This is a genomic window from Rubrivivax albus (assembly GCF_004016515.1).
GTDB lineage: Bacteria > Pseudomonadota > Gammaproteobacteria > Burkholderiales > Burkholderiaceae_C > Rubrivivax > Rubrivivax albus.
In genome coordinates this window covers 277,057-294,382 of the sequence record NZ_SACT01000001.1, presented here as the reverse complement: position 1 = coordinate 294,382, position 17,326 = coordinate 277,057, and the positions used below count along the sequence as shown (strand labels likewise).

Sequence of the window (17,326 nt, the reverse complement as noted above, 5' to 3'; positions counted from 1 at the left end):
ATGCTGGCCTTCGAACGCCGCGTGGCCCTGCGCTTCCTGCGCGAAGGGCGCATGCAGTCGCTGCTCATCGTCGTCGGTGTCGCCGCCGGGGTGGCGGTGGTGACCTACATCTCGGCGCTCATCGGCGGCCTGCAGGCCAGCACGCTGGAGAAGACGCTCGGCGCGCAGGCCCACGTGACGATCCGCCTGCGCGACGACACGCCGCGGCTGGACGTGGCGCCCGGCGCCATCGCGCTGGACCGCGTGCAGCCTCGCGAACAGCGGCTGCGCTCGCTGGCCGGCTGGCCGGCGCTGATGGCGGACCTGGAGCGCCGCCCCGGCGTGGCCGCTGTCTCGCCCATGGTGTCCACCGCCGGGCTGGGCCTGCGCGGCACGGCCTCGGCCTCCGTGGCCCTGGTGGGGGTGGAGCTGGACCGCTACGACCGCATCGTCCGCCTGCGCGACAAGGTGGTGGCCGGCACGGCACGCCTGGCCCCGGGCGAGGCCATCCTCGGCCGCGATCTGGCCGCCGACCTGGCCCTGGGTGTGGGCGACCGCTTCACGGTGCGCACCGGCGACGTGGACACCACGCTGCGCGTGACGGCGCTGGTGGACCTGGGCGTGCGCGAGCTCAACCGGCGCACCGTCTACCTGCCGCTGCGCAGCGCGCAGAGCCTGGCCGGCCTGCCCGGCGGCGCCACCAGCCTGGACCTGCGGCTGGACGATGTCTGGACCGCCGGCACGCTGGCGGCCCGGCTGTCGGCGCAGCTGCCCTACGAGGTGGAAGGCTGGCAGCAGGCCAACGCGCAGCTGGTGTCGGCGCTGAACGCGCAGTCGGTGAGCACCGGCATCATCCGCGGCGTGGTGGGCATCGTCGTGGTGCTCGGCATCGCCAGCGTGCTGGTGGTGTCGGTGGTGCAGAAGCAGCGCGAGATCGGCATCCTGCGCGCGATGGGCGCCACGCGTGCGCAGGTGCAGCGGGTGTTCCTGCTGCAGGGCGCCGTGGTGGGGGCGCTGGGTTCCGTGCTCGGCGTGGCCCTGGCCTGGGCGCTGATCTGGGCCTTCACCCGCTACGTCAGGGGCAGCGACGGGCTGCCGCTGTTCAGCATCTCGCTGCCGCCGGCGCTGGCGCTGCAGGTGGCCGTGGCGGCCACGGTGGCCGGCGTGCTGGCCGCGGTGGCCCCGGCACGCCGCGCCGCGGCACTGGACCCGGCGCGGGCCATCCGCCTGTGAGCATGGACCACGACACGCCGCTGGTGCAGTTGGACGGGCTGCGCAAGTCCTACAACCTGGGCCGCCCGAACGAGGTGGAGGTGCTGCACGGCCTGGCCCTGCAGGTGCGGCGCGGCGAGTTCGTCGCGCTCATCGGCCCGTCGGGCTCGGGCAAGAGCACGCTGCTGAACGTGCTGGGGCTGCTGGAGCCGCCCACCGCGGGCAGCTATCGGCTGTTGGGCGAAGAAACGGCGGGGCTGGACGACACCACGCTGACGCGGCTGCGCGGGCAGGCGCTGGGCTTCGTCTTCCAGTTCCACCACCTGCTGCCGGCCTTCACCGCGCTGGAGAACGTGACGCTGCCGATGCTGATGCGCGACGGTCGCATCGCCCCGGCCGCCGAGGCCCGTGCCCGCGAGTTGCTGGGCGCCATCGGCCTGGGCGAGGCGCTGCACAAGAAGCCCGGGGAGTTGTCCGGCGGCATGCAGCAGCGCGTGGCCATGGCGCGCGCGCTGGCGTCGCGGCCGCCGCTGGTGCTGGCCGACGAACCCACCGGCAACCTCGACCGCCACAGCGCCGACGAGGTCTTCGCGCTGATGCGCCGCCTGCACGAGGAACTCGGCACCGCCTTCCTGGTGGTCACGCACGACCCGTCGATCGCGGCGCGCTGCGACCGCGTGATCGAGCTGGTGGATGGACGGATCGTGAGCGACCGGCCTCAGGCGAAAACCTGATCGACGCGCCTTCAGGCGCCGGTCACTCCGGCTCGGCGCCGGCCTGCTGCAGCCGCCACATCTGCGCGTAGCGGCCGCCAGCGGCCAGCAGTTGATCGTGCGTGCCCGATTCGGCCACCCGGCCCTGGTGCAGCACCACGATGCGGTGCGCGTCCACCACGGTGCTGAGCCGGTGCGCGATGATCAGCGTCGAGCGCCCGCGCGCGACCTGCCGCAGTTCGGCCTGGATGGCGCGCTCGTTGGCCGAGTCCAGCGCCGAAGTCGCCTCGTCGAAGACCATGATCGGCGGGTTCTTCAGCAGCGTGCGCGCGATGGCCACCCGCTGCTTCTCGCCACCGCTGAGCTTCAGCCCGCGTTCGCCCACCATGGTCTCGTAGCCCTGCGGCGTGGCGGCGATGAAGTCGTGGATGTGGGCCGACCGTGCCGCGGCCACGACCTCGTCGGTCGTGGCGCCGGGGCGGCCGTAGGCGATGTTGTAGCCCACGGTGTCGTTGAAGAGCACCGTGTCCTGCGGCACGATGCCGATGGCACGGCGCAGGCTGTCCTGCTGCACCGCGCGGATGTCCTGGCCGTCGATGGTGATGCGCCCGCCGCTGACGTCGTAGAAGCGGTAGAGCAGCCGCGCCAGCGTGGACTTGCCGGCGCCGGAAGCACCCACCACCGCCACCGTGCGGCCGGCCGGGATCTCGAAGCTCACGTCGTGCAGGATGGGGCGGCCGTTCGGCCCGCTGTCGTAGGCGAAGTGCACGCCCTCGAAGCGCACCGTGCCATCCCGCACCTGCAGTGCCGGCGCGCCAGGCGCATCGGCCACCTCGCGCTCGCGGTCAAGCAGGCCGAACATCTTGTCCAGGTCGGTCAGGCTCTGCTTGATCTCGCGGTACAGCACGCCCAGGAAGTTCAGCGGGATGTACAGCTGGATCATGAAGGCGTTGACCATCACCAGGTCGCCCAGCGACATCGTGCCTGCCACCACGCCCTGCGTGGCCTGCCAGAGCATGGCCACCAGCGCCACCGCGATGATCAGCTGCTGCCCGGTGTTCAATGCGCTCAGCGAGGCCTGGCTCTTCAGCGCGGCACGGCGCAGGCGCTCCAGGCTCTCGTCGTAGCGCCTGGTCTCGAAGTCCTCGTTGCCGAAGTACTTCACCGTCTCGTAGTTCAGCAGCGCGTCGATGGACTTCTGGTGCGCCACCGCGTCGTACTCGTTCATCTGCCGGCGGAACTTGGTGCGCCACTCGGTGACGCTGACGGTGAACGTGATGTAGACAACCAGCGCCACGCCGGTGATGGCCGCGAACGCGGCCCCGAACTGCCAGGCCAGGATGCCCAGCACCAGCGCCACCTCCACCAGCGTGGGCAGGATGCTGTAGAGCGAGTACGAGATCAGCGAGTGCACGGCGCGCGTGCCGCGCTCGATGTCGCGCGACATGCCGCCGGTCTGGCGCTCGAGATGGAAGCGCAGGCTCAGCGCGTGCAGGTGGCGGAAGACCTGCAGGCTGATCTGCCGCGCGGCCCCTTCGGTGGCCTTGGCGAAGATCAGCTCGCGCAGCTCGGTGAACAAGGTGGTCGACAGGCGCAGCGCCCCGTAGGCGAGCAGCAGGCCCACCGGCACCACCAGCAGCGCCGCCGGTTCGCCCGGCTTGATCGACAGGCCGTCCACCAGCTGCTTGAGCAGCACCGGCACGCCGACATTGGCGCCCTTGGCCGCGAGCATGAAGGCCAGCGCGATGCCCACACGCCAGCGGTACTGCCACAGGTAGGGCAGCAGGCGCCGCAGCGTGGCGGCGTCGGAGCGCGGCGCGGCAGGCGCGTCCGCAGGCAGGGCTGGCAGGGCCGCTGAACGTCTCATGGGGTCTCGTGGAAAATCGAAGCGCGACTGCTGAACCGAGGACGACGCGCCGATGACCACCGACCCCCGCCCTGCCGCCACCGAGCGCGTGCACCTGCAGCGGCCCGACAGTGTGCACGACGACGCCGAACTGGTGATGCGCGTGATGCCGATGCCCGCCGACAGCAATGCCAACGGTGACATCTTCGGCGGCTGGATCATGGCGCAGGTGGACATCGCCGGCGCCGTGCTGCCCTACCGCGTGGCACGCGGGCGCATCGCCACCGTGGCCGTCAACGAGTTCCTGTTCAAGCAGCCGGTGTCGGTGGGCGATTTGCTGAGCTTCTATGCCCGCGTGACGCGCGTGGGGCGAACCTCCGTCACCGTGAACGTCGAGGTCTGGGCCGAACGCAACCCGAACGCCTGGCAGGTGGTGAAGGTGACGGAGGCGACGCTGACCTACGTGGCGATCGACGAGCGCGGGCAGCCGCGGGCATTGCCGACCTGAAGCCCCGCGGCGGCAACGCTCCCCCGGTCCGGCCTGCATGCCGGGCCGCTTCGCCTGGGCTCAGCGCTCCTCTGGCAACGGCACCGCGCCCCCTGCAGCTTCGGCCGCCTGCTGACGGGCGCGTTCTGCTGCTCCTTCGCGCCGTGCCTGGAAGCGCTTCCAGCTCTTGCGCGCGAGGTGCGGCAGGATCTGGTACCAGGGCATGCGCAGCCAGTGTGAGCGCACGTAGAGCAGGAAGGCTGCGGCACCGTAACCCGGCACCGTGCAGCTGGGGTGGTCCGGGCGCAGGGCCAGTGTCAGCAGCGTGTTCATCGCCCAGCGGGCCATGCCCTGCGGTTGCAGTGCGTCCAGCGCCGGCTGCACGTCGGCCGGTGGCCGGGTGCCGAACAGGCGCTCGATGTGGAACAGCACATGCGACAGCGGCACGCCCAGGCCCAGCTCGCGTGCACGAGCCGCCACCGCCGGCCAGAAGCCCGGCTCGGTGGCACCGAAATGCTCCAGCAGGTCGTCGATGTCCAGCAGGTCGCGCAGGCCGCCATCGAAGCTGCCTTCCTGCATCAGGTGCACGGCGCTGTGCAGCACCATGTCTTCCGGGGCCAGCACCTTCAGCGGTGCCAGCCCGGCCAGTGGCCGCGCACGCGCCAGCAGCACGGCACCGTCGATCGGGAACCGCGACGTCGGCGGCGTGATCGTGTGGTGCACGTCCAGCTGTGTGTGGCGCTGGACGTGCTGCATCGGGGGCAGTTCGTGCATCCAGTCGCGGTAGTAGCGCTCGTCGTAGGCGTCGAGCTTCTCGGCGATCCAGCCGCCGGCCATCAGCGCCGATTCCACCTGCCTCAACCGCCCGCGTTCGACCATGATGTCCACGTCGGCGAACAGCCGGCCGCGGCGCGGCGGCAGTTCGGCGGCCACGTAGGCCGCGCCCTTGAGCAGCACGACGGCGCCTTCGTGGCGTGCCAGCGCGGCGCGCAGGCGGTCGATCTCCCAGCGCGCCTCGTCGTGCTGGCGCTGCATCACGCGCAGGGCGCCCTGCAGATGCAGGCGCGGGCCGGCCGGCACGTGGCCCATCCAGCCCCGGTCGGCCACACGCGCAGCCAGACGCGCAAGCAGGCGCGAGCGGCGCGCCTGGCTGAGCAGGTCCTCCCATTGCCGCGGCGTGAGTGCGGGCAGTGCGGGTGCGCTGAGCGCAGCGGCGATCAGGTTGCCGTCTGGCATGGCTTCACCCCGCCGCCAGTTGATCGAACACGCGCATGGCGTCGTCGAGCAGGCCGTAGCGGAAGTCGTAGCAGCCGCAACGGTTCACCAGCGCCGTGAGGGTTTCGAAACCGGCGCGACCCAGCACCGACAGGTTGAAGCTGTTGCGCCCCAGTTCCAGCACGGTGTCGGGCCGCGGCCGTTCGCTCAGCGTGGCCGGTGCGTCGGCCTCCCAGCGCGGGAAGACCACCCAGGCCGGCAGCGCTGGTTCGTGCATGCGGTGCACATGCGCCGCGGGTGCGCGCATGTGGGCGACCGTGCCCTTGAGGGTGTCGTGCGTGGGATCGCAGAACTCGGACTCCGGCGCGAAGGCCGAGATGATCTCGATGGACCGGTTCTTCAGGCTCACCGGCCGCACCACCGGGCTCACGCGGCCGTCGGCCAGTGCGACCAGCGTGAGTTCGTCGGACAGCAGGCGCCAGCCGCGGTGCACCAGCGCCGCGCAGAGCGTGCTTTTGCCCGACCCGGGCGGGGCCGGCAGGATCACGGCACGACCGCCGCGCTCGACGACGGCCGCGTGCAGGCTCAGGTGCTCGAAGGCGTGGGTGGTGACGCAGTAGTTCAGCGCCCACTCCATCAGCGGGAAGGCATGGCCGGCCGGCAACGGCTCGAAGACGGGTTCTCCGTCGTAGCGGGCCACCACCTGGGGTCGCAGCCACTGCCGCAGTCCGCCCGGGCGCACGACGTCGAGCGCGAAGTCGCAGAAGTCGGTGTCGGCCAGGCAGGGGTAGTCGGCGTACAGGCGGTCGATCGCCTGCGCCACCTGGGGCAGATCGCTGCGCAGTCGAAAGGCGAACAGGCCGCTGCGGATGGCCAGGCCGGCGCCGCGCAGACGACGCCGCCGCTCGGTGGCGTCCAGTGCGCCGACCGTCAGCTCGGCAGGGCCTCCGGCTCGATCCAGCCGAGCCTGTTCAAGCGTTCCAGGACTGTGCAAAGCGAGTCGACCAAGGGGCCGTCTGCCACGGTGCCCAGGTCGTCGGCCAGAAGGCGACTGAGCATGGGCAGGTCCGTGACGCCGGTTTCGATGCAGGCCATCACCGCGGCGCTCAACGGGTCGAACTGCAGGGTCTGACCGGAGAGTTCCTCGAAGACGACGGAATCGCCACCCCAGTCCCGCCAGTGCAGGCGGATCACCGGGTTCAGGCGCCAAGACGCGATGCTAGGGCCTGCGTCCGTCATGTGCACCGTACCGATCGCTCAGGAACGCACGGAATGTGCGCTCCCGCAGCGGTCAGTAGTAGTTTTCCTGGTAGTAGCGGAAGAAGGTCTGCGCGTCCAGGTTGCGCGAGGAATCGTTGTGCAGCACACAGACCTCGTGCGGCGAGTAGCTGAACGGCACGCTGCTGTACTCGTACTTGGTAGCGTTCAGGCAGGCGGTGAGCCAGTGGCGCTGCGGACAGTTGTACTGGTTGTCCATGATCTCGCCGATGGTCTTGTCGTTGTAGCCACCACCGCCGCAGTTGAACACCTGCTTGTACAGCGCGTTGCGCCGGAACTTCGTGCCGTTGACGCCCTTGCAATACTCGCCGCCACCGTCCTTGGGCCAGTTGTACCGGTTCTGGTAATGCGAGCAATGCTTGCCCGGCGATTCCGGCCAGTCGTTGACCTGGTTGGACGCAATCACGGAGTGCATGCCGGACACAGTCGCCTTGCACTTCTTGTGCGGCGTGTCCTTGTGGAAACAGCTTTTGCGGCCGCCGGTGGCCAGCGCGGCCATCGGCAACGCGGCGCCGGAGATGGCGGCGCCGGCCGACAGCCCGCGCAGCAGGCCGCGGCGACGCGACGCGGACGCCAGGCCGTCGGCCGGCGCCGGCTGCTCGGCCGGGGTGGACTCGGGAATGGGGTCGTGCTGGGAATGATTCATGGCTGCCTCGGATGATGCACGGCCCACCGCACTGGCGCGCGATGGCCTTCTCGAACAAGGTAAAGCATAAAGCTTGCCGGGTACCCCGGATAGCCCTGAGGGCGCGCCTATCTGCCTGTCGTGACTGAATCCTCGGCCTTTCCCCCGCACCTGCGGGGGCTGCTGGCGCCGGCTGTCGGGTCGCTGACTGGCAACTGTTTCGACAGTCCCGTGACGGACTCAATCTACAAAAAAGTCCAACATCAGATCACTCGTTCCCGGCACCACGGCATAGCCGTCGAAGTCGGTGACCCCATGCTCGGCCAACAGGCTGTCGTCGATCAGGAACTGACCCGTCGGCGCCGGCGCCATCGTCAGGAGCACGTGCGCCGCATCGGCCATGATCTCCGGGGTGCGGCACTTGGCGGTGTCCACCCCCGGGATCATCTGCAACGCGGCGGTGGCGATGGCCGTGCGCGGCCACAGGCTGTTGACGGCGATACCCAGCGGCGCGAACTCCGCCGCATGGCCCAGCGTGCACATGCTCATGCCGTACTTGGCCATCGTGTAGGCCGTGTGGTCCTTGAACCAGTGCGCCCGCATGGACAACGGCGGCGACAGGTTCAGCACCTGCGGCGCCCGCCCGGCCTGGGCGCTGGCCGTCAGCGCCGGCAGGCAGGCCTGCGTGCAGCAGTAGGTGCCGCGCACGTTGACGCCGAACATCAGGTCGAACCGCTTCATCGGCGTGGCTGGCGTCGGCGTCAGGCTGATGGCGCTGGCGTTGTTGACCAGGATGTCGATGCCGCCGAAGCGCTCGACGGCCGCGGTCACTGCGGCCGCCACGGCGGTCTCGTCGCGGATGTCGCAGGGGATGGGTAGGGCCTGGCCGCCGGCGGCTTCCACCGCCTCGGCAGCGCTGTAGAGCGTGCCCGGCAGCTTGGGGTTGGGCTCGGTGGTCTTGGCCACGAGCACGACGTTGGCGCCATCGGCCGCCGCACGCACGGCGATCGCCTGGCCGATGCCCCGGCTGCCGCCGGTGATGAACAGGGTCTTGCCGTGCAGGGTGCGGGTCATGACGTGCGTGTGCCTCCGAGTCGCGGCCAGACCACCTCGGCCACGTGCCGCGCCAGCATGGTCGCACACTGGCGGTAGGCCGGTGCACCCGGGTGGAACCCGTCCTCGGCCATTACGCCGCGGTTGAGCTGCAGGCCCCAGTCGGCATGCGAGACGTCGCTGCGGCGGGTGACCCACTCGGCCAGCGCACGATCGTGCCGGCGGGCGTCGGCACCGGCAATCCAGCGCAGGGGCCGCGGCAGACCGGGGAACTGGTGCACGGGTGGCAGCGGCGCGAAGACCACGTGGCGCACACCGCAGCGGTTGCGCAACTCGTCGGTCAGGGCTTCGCGCGCGCGCACCGCGCGGTGCGACGGCACCTGCTCCACCACGTCATTGACACCGGTGACGACGATGGCCAGGTCGGCCTGCACCGGACCTTCGCCGCGCAGCAGGTCCATCGCCTGCGCGCTGGTGACGCCACTTCGCGCCAGCAGCCGCCAGTGCACGCGGGTCCCGGTGGCTTCAGCCACACGACGGGCCAGCGGCCCGGCCAGCGCCTGGGACTGGCGCTGCACGCCCACGCCGGCCGCCGACGAATCGCCGATCACCAGCAGGCGCAGCGGTGGACCGCTGCCGACCGCGCCACTGCGCGGCCCGGGCGGCTCCGGCAGCACCGGCACCGAACGCCGCGCGTGCAGCGCCTGCGCCGCCAGCAGCGGCGACAGGGCCAGTTTCAGCGCGAGCGACATCGGCGCCGGCGATTCAGGAGAACTTGGAGAAGTCCGGCGCGCGCTTCTGGAAGAAGGCCTGGAAGGCCTCCATCGCCTCCGGGCTGCGCAGTCGCGCGCTGAACAGCGCGCCTTCCTCGGCGATGACCTTCAGCACCTGCTCGCGCTGCGGCCCGCGCATCAGGCGCTTGGCCTCGCGCACCGCGCCCGGCGGCAGCGCGTTGAAGCGCTCGGCCACGCGGCGGGCGTGCAGCGCCACTTCGCCAGCCGGCAGCACGGCGTTGGCGATGCCGCACTCCACCGCCTGCTCGCCGGTGAAGGGGTCGCCCAGCAGCAGCTTCTCCGCCGCACGGCGCGGGCCCATCAGCTGCGGCACCAGCAGGCTGGAGGCGTACTCCGGCACCAGGCCCAGGCCGACGAAGGGCATCGCCAGGCGGGCGTCGTCGGCCACGTAGACGAAATCGCAGTGCAGCAGCATCGTCGTGCCGATGCCGATGGCCGCGCCGGTGACGCCGGCCACCACCGGCTTGTCGATCTCCAGCAGCGCCTTCATGAACTGGAACACCGGCGCCTCCTCGGTGGCGCTGCCGCCGGCGCCCGGCGGACGCGCCATGAAGTCCTCGATGTCGTTGCCCGAGGTGAAGATGCTCGGCTGGCCGGTGATCAGCACCGCCCGCACGGCACCGTCGGCCGCGGCGGCGCGCAGCGCGTCGGCCATGGCCTGGTACATCGCGACCGTCAGCGCGTTCTTCTTCTCCGGGCGTGCGATCTCGATCGTGGCAACGCCGTTGAGCGTGGCGGTCTTGATGTACTCACTCATGGTCACACCCTTTCGAAGATGCCGGCGGCGCCCTGGCCCATGCCCACGCACATCGTGACCATGCCGTACTTCAGATTCTTGCGGCGCAGCGCATGAATCGTCGTCGCGGCACGGATCGCACCGGTGGCCCCCAGCGGGTGGCCCAGGGCGATGGCGCCGCCCATCGGGTTGACCTTGGCCGGGTCGAGCTTGAGCTCGTTCATCACCGCCAGCGACTGCGCGGCGAAGGCCTCGTTGAGCTCGATCCAGTCCATCTGCTCCTGGCTCAGGCCTGCGTAGCGCAGCGCAGCCGGAATGGCCTCGATGGGGCCGATGCCCATGATGTGCGGCGGCACGCCGCGCGCGGCAAAGCTGACGAAACGCGCCAGCGGCGTCAGGCCGAAGGTCTTCACGGCCTTCTCGCTGGCCAGGATCAGCGCACCGGCGCCGTCACTGGTCTGGCTGCTGTTGCCGGCGGTGACGCTGCCCTTGGCAGCGAACACCGGGCGCAGCTTGCCCAGGCCTTCGAGCGTGGTGTCCACGCGCGGGCCTTCGTCGATCTCCACCGTGCGGCTTTTGGCGACCACCTCGCCGCTGGCGAGGTCCGGCGTGCGGCTGGTCACGGTGACCGGCGTCATCTCGTCGGCGAACTCGCCGGCGGCGATGGCGGCCAGCGCGCGCTGGTGCGACTGCAGCGCGAACGCGTCCTGGTCCTCGCGCGAGACCTTCCACTGCGCGGCCACCTTCTCCGCCGTCATGCCCATGCCGTAGGCCAGGCCGATGTTCTCGTCGCGCGCGAACACCTCGGGGTTGAAGCTGGGCTTGTTGCCGGTCATCGGCACCAGGCTCATGCTCTCCGCGCCGCCGGCGATCAGCACGTCGGCCTGGCCGGTGCGGATGCGGTCGGCAGCCATCTGGATGGCCGTCAGGCCGCTGGCGCAGAAGCGGTTGACGGTGGCCCCGCCCACCGAATGTGGCAGGCCGGCCAGCACCATGGCCACGCGGGCCATGTTCATGCCCTGCTCGCCCTCGGGGAAGCTGCAGCCGATGATCGAATCCTCGATCGCCTTCGGGTCCAGGCTGGGCACCTGGCTCATCGCGTGCTTCACCGCGGCGACCAGCAGGTCGTCGGGGCGCGTGTTGCGGAAGTAGCCGCGGCCGCTCTTGCCGATCGGGGTGCGCGTGGCGGCGACGATGTAGGCGTCTTGAAGTTGAGTCATGTTCGTCGCTCCGATCAGTTGCGCACCGGCTTGCCGGTCTGCAGCATGCCCATGATGCGTTCCTGGGTCTTGGGGTGCTCGAGCAGGCCGCAGAAGTGCTTGCGCTCCAGCGTCATCAGGTATTCCTCGTTCACCAGCGAGCCGGCGTCCACGTCGCCACCGCACACCACGTCGGCGATCAGGCTGGCGATGTGGAAGTCGTGCGCGCTGGCAAAGCCGCCGTCGCGCAGGTTCACCAGCTGGCCCGTGATGGTGGCTCGGGCGTTGCGGCCGGCCACCGGGAACAGCGCCTTGTGCGGCGGGCGGTAGCCGGAGGCCGACATGGCCTTGGCCTGCGCGATGGCGACGAACAGCAGCTCGTCCTTGTGCGGCACGATCACGTCGTCCCACAGCAGCCAGCCGCTGGCGCGGGCTTCGATGGCGCTGGTAGCCACCTTGGCCATCGCGGCGCTGGTGAAGCCGTCGGTCAGGAATTGCAGCAGGTCGGCCTTGGCGTTGCCGGCGGCGGCCATCTCGGCCGCGCGGCGTGCGATGTAGGCCAGGCCGCCGCCGCCGGGGATCAGGCCCACGCCCACCTCCACCAGGCCGACGTAGCTCTCCAGGTGCGCCACGCGGCGCGCGCAGTGCACGGCCAGTTCGCAGCCGCCGCCCAGCGCCAGGCCGCGCATCGCGGCCAACACCGGCACCTGGGCGTAGCGGATGCGCAGCATCGCGTCCTGCAGCTTCTTCTCCTCCGGCGCGATGCCCTTGGCGCCGAGCTTCATGAACACCGGCAGCAGCGACTCCAGGTTGGCACCGGCGGAGAACACGTCGTCGGGCGACCAGATCACCAGGCCCTGGTACTTCGCCTCGGCGATCTCCACCGCCTTCAGCAGGCCCTCGGTGACCGCCGGGCTGATCAGGTGCAGCTTGGCGGTGATGCTGGCGATCAGCACCTCGCCGTCCAGGCTCCACACGCGGATCTCGTCGTTGGCGAACTCCTCGGTGCCGCTCTTCAGCGGGGCCGCGGCGCCGCTGCCCAGCACGGCCTCGGGGAAGTGCTGGCGCGCGTAGACCGGCAGCGTGCTGCGCGCCACCCAGCGCGCGGTGGCGGCGCTCCACGAACCTTCAGACCGGTGCACGCCGCCGGCGGCGGCCACCGGGCCGTCGAACACCCAGGCCGGCAGCGGCGCGCTGGACAGCGCCTTGCCGGCGTCGATGTCCTCCTTCACCCACTGCGCCACCTGGGCCCAGCCGGCCTCCTGCCAGAGCTCGAACGGGCCCTGCTTCATGCCGAAGCCCCAGCGCATGGCGAAGTCCACGTCGCGCGCGCTGTCGGCGATGTCGTGCAGGTGCACGGCCACGTAGTGGAAGCTGTCGCGCAAGATGGCCCACAGGAACTGCGCCTGCGGGTGGCTGCTCTCGCGCAGCAGCTTCAGGCGCTCGGCCGCGGGCTTCTTCAGGATGCGGTCGACCAGCGGGTCGGCCTTGGCACCACCCTTGACGTACTCACCACTGGCGGGGTCGAGGCGCAGGATGTCCTTGCCCACCTTCTTGTAGAAGCCGGCGCCGCTCTTCTGGCCCAGCGCGCCCTGCTCGATCAGCTTGCCCAGCACCGCCGGCGTGGCGTAGCTGGCGTAGAAGGGGTCGTCCTTCAGGTTGTCCTGCAGCGTCTTGATGACGTGGGCCATCGTGTCCAGGCCCACCACGTCGGCGGTGCGGAAGGTGCCGCTGCTGGCGCGGCCCATCTTCTTGCCCGTGAGGTCGTCGACGACGTCGTACGACAGGCCGAAGTTTTCGGCTTCCTTGATCGTGGCCAGCATGCCGGCGATGCCAACGCGGTTGGCCACGAAGTTGGGCGTGTCCTTGGCGCGCACCACGCTCTTGCCCACCGCGGTGGTGACGAAGCTCTCGAGCTGGTCGAGGATGTCGGGCATCGTCGCCGGCGTCGGGATCAGCTCCACCAGGCTCATGTAGCGCGGCGGGTTGAAGAAGTGGATGCCGCAGAAGCGTGGGCGGATGCTCTGGGGCAGCGCCTCGCTCAGCTTGGTGATCGACAGGCCCGAGGTGTTGCTGGCCACGATGGCGGCCGGGTTCAGCGCCGGCGCGATCCTGGTGTACAGGTCCAGCTTCCAGTCCATGCGCTCGGCGATGGCCTCGATGACGAGGTCGCAGCCGGCCAGCAGATCCAGGTGCTCCTCGTAGTTGGCCGGCTGGATCAACGCCGCGTCGGCCGCCACACCCAGCGGCGCGGGCTTGAGCTTCTTCAGGTTGTCGATCGCGCGCAGGGCGATGCCGTTCTTCGGGCCCTCCTTGGCCGGCAGGTCGAACAGCACCACCGGCACCTTGCAGTTCACGAGCTGGGCGGCGATCTGCGCGCCCATCACGCCGGCGCCGAGCACGGCGACCTTGCGGACATGGAATCGGTTCATGGGTTCTCCAGGGAAAGTCATTCGGCGCGTTGCCAGGTCTGGGTGCGGCCCAGCAGCGGCATGCCGATGTAGCCGCGCACGTCCAGGGCCTTGCCGCCACTCTTGGGCGACAGGCGCACCTTGTAGGTCTTGCCGTTGTTGGGGTCGAGGATGACACCGCCGTCCCAGACGGTCTCCTCGCTGTCGCTCTTCTTCACGCCTTCCAGGATGGTCATGCCGATGATGGGCTGACCCTTGCGCGCATCGGTGCAGGCGTCGCACACCGGGTCGGCCTTGGGCGGGTTGATGAGCTTCTCGATGCGGCCGACGAGCACGCCGCCCTGCTCGACGATGCGCACGTAGGACTTCTCGGTCTTCGTCTCGTCGTCGATGGTCTTCCACAGGCCCACGGGCGTGGCCTGCGCCAGCGCCAGGGGCGCGGCCAGGCTGAGCAGCAGGGCGGTCAGGTGCTTGCGCATCGGGTGTCTCCTCAGAACAGCGCTTCGTCCATCGCCATCAGCGGCGCCACGCCGGCGCGCGCGCTGCGGATCAGGCTGGCCGTCTCCGGTAGCAGCTTCGCGAAGTAGAAGCGCGCGGTGGCCAGCTTGGCGGTGTAGAACGGGTCGCCGGAATTCTGCTTCTCGAGCGCGATCTTGGCCATGCGGGCGAAGAAGTAGGCAAAGCAAAGGTGGCCCACCACGCGCAGGTAGTCCACCGCCGCGCCGCCCACCTCGTCGGCGTTGCCCATGGCCTTCATGCCGAGTTCCATCGTCAGCTTGGTGACCTTGTCGCCCAGGTCGGCCAGCGGGTTGACGAACCCCTGCATCTCCTCGCGCACGCCTTCGTCCTCGACGAACTGCTGGATCAGCTTGCCGAAGGCCTTGAGCTTCTTGCCGTTGTCGCCCAACACCTTGCGGCCCAGCAGGTCCAGCGACTGCACGGTGTTCGTGCCCTCGTAGATCATGTTGATGCGCGCGTCGCGCACGAACTGCTCCATGCCCCACTCGCGGATGTAGCCGTGGCCGCCGTAGACCTGCATGCAGTGGCTGGTGGCCAGCCAGCCGTTGTCGGTCAGGAAAGCCTTGATGACCGGCGTCAGCAGGGCCACGAGGTCGGCGGCCTCCTTGCGCGCGTCCTCGTCGTCGCTGCTGAGTTCCTGGTCGATCAGCAGCGCGGTGTAGATGGCCAATGCGCGGCCGCCTTCGGCGTAGGCGCGTGCGGTCAGCAGCATCTTGCGCACGTCGGGGTGCACGATGATGGTGTCGGCCGGCTGGTCGGGGTGCTTGGGGCCGCTGAGGCTGCGCATCTGGCGGCGGTCCTTCGCGTAGGCCACGGCGTTCTGGTAGGCCACCTCGGTCAGGCCCAGGCTCTGGTTGCCCACGCCCAGGCGCGCCGCGTTCATCATCACGAACATCGCGGCCAGACCCTTGTGCGGCTCGCCCACCAGGCTGCCCACGGCACCGTCGAGCACGATCTGGCAGGTGGCGTTGCCGTGGATGCCCATCTTGTGCTCCAGCGCGGCGCAGTGGATGGCGTTGCGCTCACCCACGCCACCGTCGGCGGTGGGCAGGAACTTGGGCACCACGAACAGCGAGATGCCCTTGCTGCCGGCCGGCGCGTCCGGCAGGCGCGCCAGCACCAGGTGCACGATGTTCTCGGCCAGGTCGTGCTCGCCGGCGGAGATGAAGATCTTCTGGCCAGTGAGCCGGTAGCTGGCGTCGGGCTGCGGTTCGGCCTTGGTGCGCAGCAGGCCGAGGTCGGTGCCGCAGTGCGGCTCGGTCAGGCACATGGTGCCGGTCCACTGGCCGCTGGTGAGCTTGGGCAGGTACAGCGCCTGCTGCTCTGGCGTGCCGTGTGCGTGCAGGGCCTCGTAGGCGCCGTGGCTCAGGCCCGGGTACATGGTCCAGGCCTGGTTGGCCGAGTTCAGCATCTCGTACAGGCACTGGTTCAGCGTGATCGGCAGGCCCTGGCCGCCGAAGGCCGGGTCGCAGCTCAGGCTGGGCCATCCCCCTTCCACGTAGGCGGCGTAGGCCTGCTTGAAGCCCTTGGGCGCGCTGACCTCGTGGGTGGCCTTGTCCAGCGTGCAGCCTTCGGCGTCGCCGCTGGCGTTCAGCGGCGCCACCACCTCGGCGGCGAACTTGCCGGCCTGCTCCAGCACCGCGTCGATGGTGTCGGCATCGATCTCCGCGTGGCGGGGCAGCAGCTTGAACTGGTCGGCGGCGCCAAGCAGTTCATGCAGCACGAACTGCATGTCGCGAAGCGGCGGGGTGTACGTGGGCATGGACTACTCCTGAGGAAGCGAAGCGGAAGACGGGGAGGTGGACGCAGCGGTCTGGTAGTCGGCCACGACGCGCGCGAAGCCGCGGCGCGCGCGGTCCAGCGTGCCGGGGTTGCGCAGGAAGCGCGCGTCGTGGTGCAGGGCCAGGATCAGGCCGTGGATCTCGAACAGCATCTGCAGCGGGTCGGTGTCGGGGCGAAGTTGGTTCGCTTCGATCGCCTGGCGGATCGCGCGTTCCAGTGCCGCGTGCCAGGCGCGGACCATCGAGGCCAGCGCGTCGCGCACCGGGCCGGGCCGGTCGTCGAACTCCACCGCGCCGCTGATGTAGATGCACCCGGAATCGAGTTCCACCGACACGCGTCGGACCCAGTTCTCGAACAGCGCGCTCAGGCGCGGCAGGCCACGCTCCTCGCGGATGGCGGGGAAGAAGACCTCTTCCTCGAAGCGCGCGTGGTACTCGCGGATGACGGAGATCTGCAGTTCTTCGCGCGAGCCGAAATGGGCGAAGACGCCCGATTTGCTCATGCCGGTCACCTCGGCCAGCGCCCCGATGGACAGGCCCTCCAGCCCCATGTGCGACGCCATGCCCAGCGCCGCATCCAGGATGGCGGCGCGGGTCTGCTGGCCCTTCTGCAGGGGACGGGGGGAGATCGGTGAGGTGGACACGGCGCAAGAAAACGAACGTTCGTTCTATTTTGCAGATCCGCGTGTCCAGCGCCGTGTCAAATCCGTGTGATTTCTAGGGTCGCACGTCTAGATGTCGACCCGGTGAACCGCGGGGGATGCCCTGGAAACCCAGCGGGGAGATTGAAGCCGGCACGGCATTTGCAGTACGCTACGCCGTGATGGATGTGCTGCAGCTCGACGTGTCGGGCCGTCCCCAGGCCTGGATCAGCACCCGTGAAGCCGCGGTGCTGTATGCGTGCGACAGCGTCGCCTGGACCCTGGGCGAGGCCTGCCGCGTGATGCGCGGCGGCATCCAGCGCAGCACCGGCCTGCAGTCGCGCATCGAGGTCCACCCCATCATCGCCGTCCGCGGTGTGGTGCCCAGCCGGGCTTGGCGGACCGTGCCCACGCTGAGCAACCCCAAGCTCTTCGTGCGCGATCGCAATGTGTGCGCTTACTGCGGTGGGCGCTTTGCCTTCGAGGACCTGACCCGCGAGCACATCGTGCCCGTGTCACGAGGCGGGCAGGACACCTGGATGAACTGCATCACCGCCTGCAAGGCCTGCAATGGCCACAAGGGCAGCCGGATGCCCGAAGAGGCGCACATGACGCTGCTCTACCTGCCCTATGTGCCCAGCCTGCACGAGGACATGATCCTGCGCGGCCGCCGCATCCTGGCCGACCAGATGGAGTTCCTGCTCGCCTCGGTGCCGCGCACGAGCCGACTGCACGGCTGAAAGGGTGAGAAGCGGGCGGCGCCCGACAGGGCGCGTCCCCGGTCGGACATTCACGTCACTTTGCGCGCCGGCACATTTCTTCACAGCCTGCCGGTGC

The 17,326-nt window shown here is 69.9% G+C and carries 17 protein-coding genes; 4 read left to right on the top strand and 13 right to left on the bottom strand.

The window, feature by feature from the left end; translation table 11 throughout:
• Both ENE75_RS01310 and ENE75_RS01305 read left to right on the top strand, forming a co-directional pair.
• Entirely contained in the window at positions 1-1,212 is a 1,212-nt protein-coding gene (locus ENE75_RS01310; protein ID WP_128194849.1) for an ABC transporter permease, read from the top strand.
• Positions 1,213-1,214: 2 nt separating this feature from the next.
• A complete protein-coding gene (locus ENE75_RS01305; protein ID WP_128194847.1) occupies positions 1,215-1,925 on the top strand; it encodes an ABC transporter ATP-binding protein in 711 nt (236 codons plus the stop codon).
• A gap of 22 nt (positions 1,926-1,947) precedes the next feature.
• Here the strand turns inward: ENE75_RS01305 and ENE75_RS01300 are convergent, their stop codons facing one another.
• Complete coding sequence (locus ENE75_RS01300; RefSeq protein WP_128194845.1) at positions 1,948-3,771, bottom strand: ABCB family ABC transporter ATP-binding protein/permease; 1,824 nt, start codon at positions 3,769-3,771, stop codon at positions 1,948-1,950.
• 136 nt (positions 3,772-3,907) lie between these two features.
• Here ENE75_RS01300 and ENE75_RS01295 point away from each other — a divergent pair, with 136 nt between their 5' ends.
• A complete protein-coding gene (locus ENE75_RS01295; RefSeq protein WP_233258942.1) occupies positions 3,908-4,258 on the top strand; it encodes an acyl-CoA thioesterase in 351 nt (116 codons plus the stop codon).
• Between the two features lie 60 nt (positions 4,259-4,318).
• Here ENE75_RS01295 and ENE75_RS01290 read toward each other — a convergent pair whose 3' ends face one another.
• The 12 genes from ENE75_RS01290 to ENE75_RS01235 all read right to left on the bottom strand — a co-directional run bounded on the left by ENE75_RS01290 (position 4,319) and on the right by ENE75_RS01235 (position 16,492).
• Positions 4,319-5,473, bottom strand: a complete 1,155-nt coding sequence (locus ENE75_RS01290; protein ID WP_128194841.1) for a nucleotidyltransferase domain-containing protein — start codon at positions 5,471-5,473, stop codon at positions 4,319-4,321.
• A 4-nt stretch (positions 5,474-5,477) separates the two neighbouring features.
• Positions 5,478-6,446, bottom strand: coding sequence for an HprK-related kinase A (locus ENE75_RS01285; RefSeq protein WP_233258871.1), 969 nt, complete (start codon positions 6,444-6,446; stop codon positions 5,478-5,480).
• The gene (locus tag ENE75_RS01280; RefSeq protein ID WP_128194839.1) at positions 6,383-6,646 is read right to left on the bottom strand and encodes an HPr-rel-A system PqqD family peptide chaperone; all 264 of its coding nucleotides are present in this window, start codon (positions 6,644-6,646) and stop codon (positions 6,383-6,385) included. The genes ENE75_RS01285 and ENE75_RS01280 overlap by 64 nt, the downstream gene beginning before the upstream one ends.
• A 97-nt stretch (positions 6,647-6,743) precedes the next feature.
• Complete coding sequence (locus ENE75_RS01275) at positions 6,744-7,376, bottom strand: hypothetical protein (RefSeq protein WP_128194837.1); 633 nt, start codon at positions 7,374-7,376, stop codon at positions 6,744-6,746.
• 219 nt (positions 7,377-7,595) lie between these two features.
• Positions 7,596-8,429: an SDR family oxidoreductase gene (locus tag ENE75_RS01270; protein ID WP_128194834.1), complete on the bottom strand. Its 834-nt coding sequence runs from the start codon at positions 8,427-8,429 to the stop codon at positions 7,596-7,598.
• Positions 8,426-9,160: an SGNH/GDSL hydrolase family protein gene (locus tag ENE75_RS01265; protein ID WP_128194832.1), complete on the bottom strand. Its 735-nt coding sequence runs from the start codon at positions 9,158-9,160 to the stop codon at positions 8,426-8,428. Before ENE75_RS01265 ends, ENE75_RS01270 begins: the two co-directional genes overlap by 4 nt.
• Before the next feature lie 13 nt (positions 9,161-9,173).
• Positions 9,174-9,959 (bottom strand): enoyl-CoA hydratase, encoded by a 786-nt coding sequence (locus ENE75_RS01260; RefSeq protein ID WP_128194830.1) that lies wholly within the window; start codon positions 9,957-9,959, stop codon positions 9,174-9,176.
• A gap of 2 nt (positions 9,960-9,961) precedes the next feature.
• Entirely contained in the window at positions 9,962-11,158 is a 1,197-nt protein-coding gene (locus tag ENE75_RS01255; protein ID WP_128194828.1) for an acetyl-CoA C-acyltransferase, read from the bottom strand.
• A gap of 14 nt (positions 11,159-11,172) precedes the next feature.
• Positions 11,173-13,569, bottom strand: coding sequence for a 3-hydroxyacyl-CoA dehydrogenase/enoyl-CoA hydratase family protein (locus ENE75_RS01250; protein WP_128194827.1), 2,397 nt, complete (start codon positions 13,567-13,569; stop codon positions 11,173-11,175).
• Positions 13,570-13,586: 17 nt separating this feature from the next.
• Positions 13,587-14,027, bottom strand: a complete 441-nt coding sequence (locus ENE75_RS01245) for a DUF2147 domain-containing protein (protein WP_128194824.1) — start codon at positions 14,025-14,027, stop codon at positions 13,587-13,589.
• An 11-nt stretch (positions 14,028-14,038) separates the two neighbouring features.
• Entirely contained in the window at positions 14,039-15,829 is a 1,791-nt protein-coding gene (locus ENE75_RS01240) for an acyl-CoA dehydrogenase C-terminal domain-containing protein (RefSeq protein WP_128194822.1), read from the bottom strand.
• Between the two features lie 3 nt (positions 15,830-15,832).
• On the bottom strand, positions 15,833-16,492 hold the full coding sequence (locus ENE75_RS01235) for a TetR/AcrR family transcriptional regulator (protein WP_128194820.1): 660 nt from the start codon (positions 16,490-16,492) through the stop codon (positions 15,833-15,835).
• 179 nt (positions 16,493-16,671) lie between these two features.
• On the opposite strand from ENE75_RS01235, the gene ENE75_RS01230 reads away from it, so the two are divergent.
• A complete protein-coding gene (locus ENE75_RS01230) occupies positions 16,672-17,229 on the top strand; it encodes an HNH endonuclease (RefSeq protein WP_128196677.1) in 558 nt (185 codons plus the stop codon).
• Positions 17,230-17,326: the final 97 nt, after the last annotated feature.

What these genes read in the sequence shown, in the direction of transcription:
- ENE75_RS01275 (WP_128194837.1), bottom strand. Translation starts at nt 7,376, where the DNA reads ATGAATCATTCCCAGCACGACCCCATTCCCGAGTCCACCCCGGCCGAG.
- ENE75_RS01305 (WP_128194847.1), top strand. Translation starts at nt 1,215, where the DNA reads ATGGACCACGACACGCCGCTGGTGCAGTTGGACGGGCTGCGCAAGTCC.
- ENE75_RS01300 (WP_128194845.1), bottom strand. Translation starts at nt 3,771, where the DNA reads ATGAGACGTTCAGCGGCCCTGCCAGCCCTGCCTGCGGACGCGCCTGCC.
- ENE75_RS01290 (WP_128194841.1), bottom strand. Translation starts at nt 5,473, where the DNA reads ATGCCAGACGGCAACCTGATCGCCGCTGCGCTCAGCGCACCCGCACTG.
- ENE75_RS01310 (WP_128194849.1), top strand. Translation starts at nt 1, where the DNA reads ATGCTGGCCTTCGAACGCCGCGTGGCCCTGCGCTTCCTGCGCGAAGGG.
- ENE75_RS01255 (WP_128194828.1), bottom strand. Translation starts at nt 11,158, where the DNA reads ATGACTCAACTTCAAGACGCCTACATCGTCGCCGCCACGCGCACCCCG.
- ENE75_RS01260 (WP_128194830.1), bottom strand. Translation starts at nt 9,959, where the DNA reads ATGAGTGAGTACATCAAGACCGCCACGCTCAACGGCGTTGCCACGATC.
- ENE75_RS01295 (WP_233258942.1), top strand. Translation starts at nt 3,908, where the DNA reads ATGCGCGTGATGCCGATGCCCGCCGACAGCAATGCCAACGGTGACATC.
- ENE75_RS01270 (WP_128194834.1), bottom strand. Translation starts at nt 8,429, where the DNA reads ATGACCCGCACCCTGCACGGCAAGACCCTGTTCATCACCGGCGGCAGC.
- ENE75_RS01245 (WP_128194824.1), bottom strand. Translation starts at nt 14,027, where the DNA reads ATGCGCAAGCACCTGACCGCCCTGCTGCTCAGCCTGGCCGCGCCCCTG.
- ENE75_RS01265 (WP_128194832.1), bottom strand. Translation starts at nt 9,160, where the DNA reads ATGTCGCTCGCGCTGAAACTGGCCCTGTCGCCGCTGCTGGCGGCGCAG.
- ENE75_RS01240 (WP_128194822.1), bottom strand. Translation starts at nt 15,829, where the DNA reads ATGCCCACGTACACCCCGCCGCTTCGCGACATGCAGTTCGTGCTGCAT.
- ENE75_RS01250 (WP_128194827.1), bottom strand. Translation starts at nt 13,569, where the DNA reads ATGAACCGATTCCATGTCCGCAAGGTCGCCGTGCTCGGCGCCGGCGTG.
- ENE75_RS01230 (WP_128196677.1), top strand. Translation starts at nt 16,672, where the DNA reads ATGGATGTGCTGCAGCTCGACGTGTCGGGCCGTCCCCAGGCCTGGATC.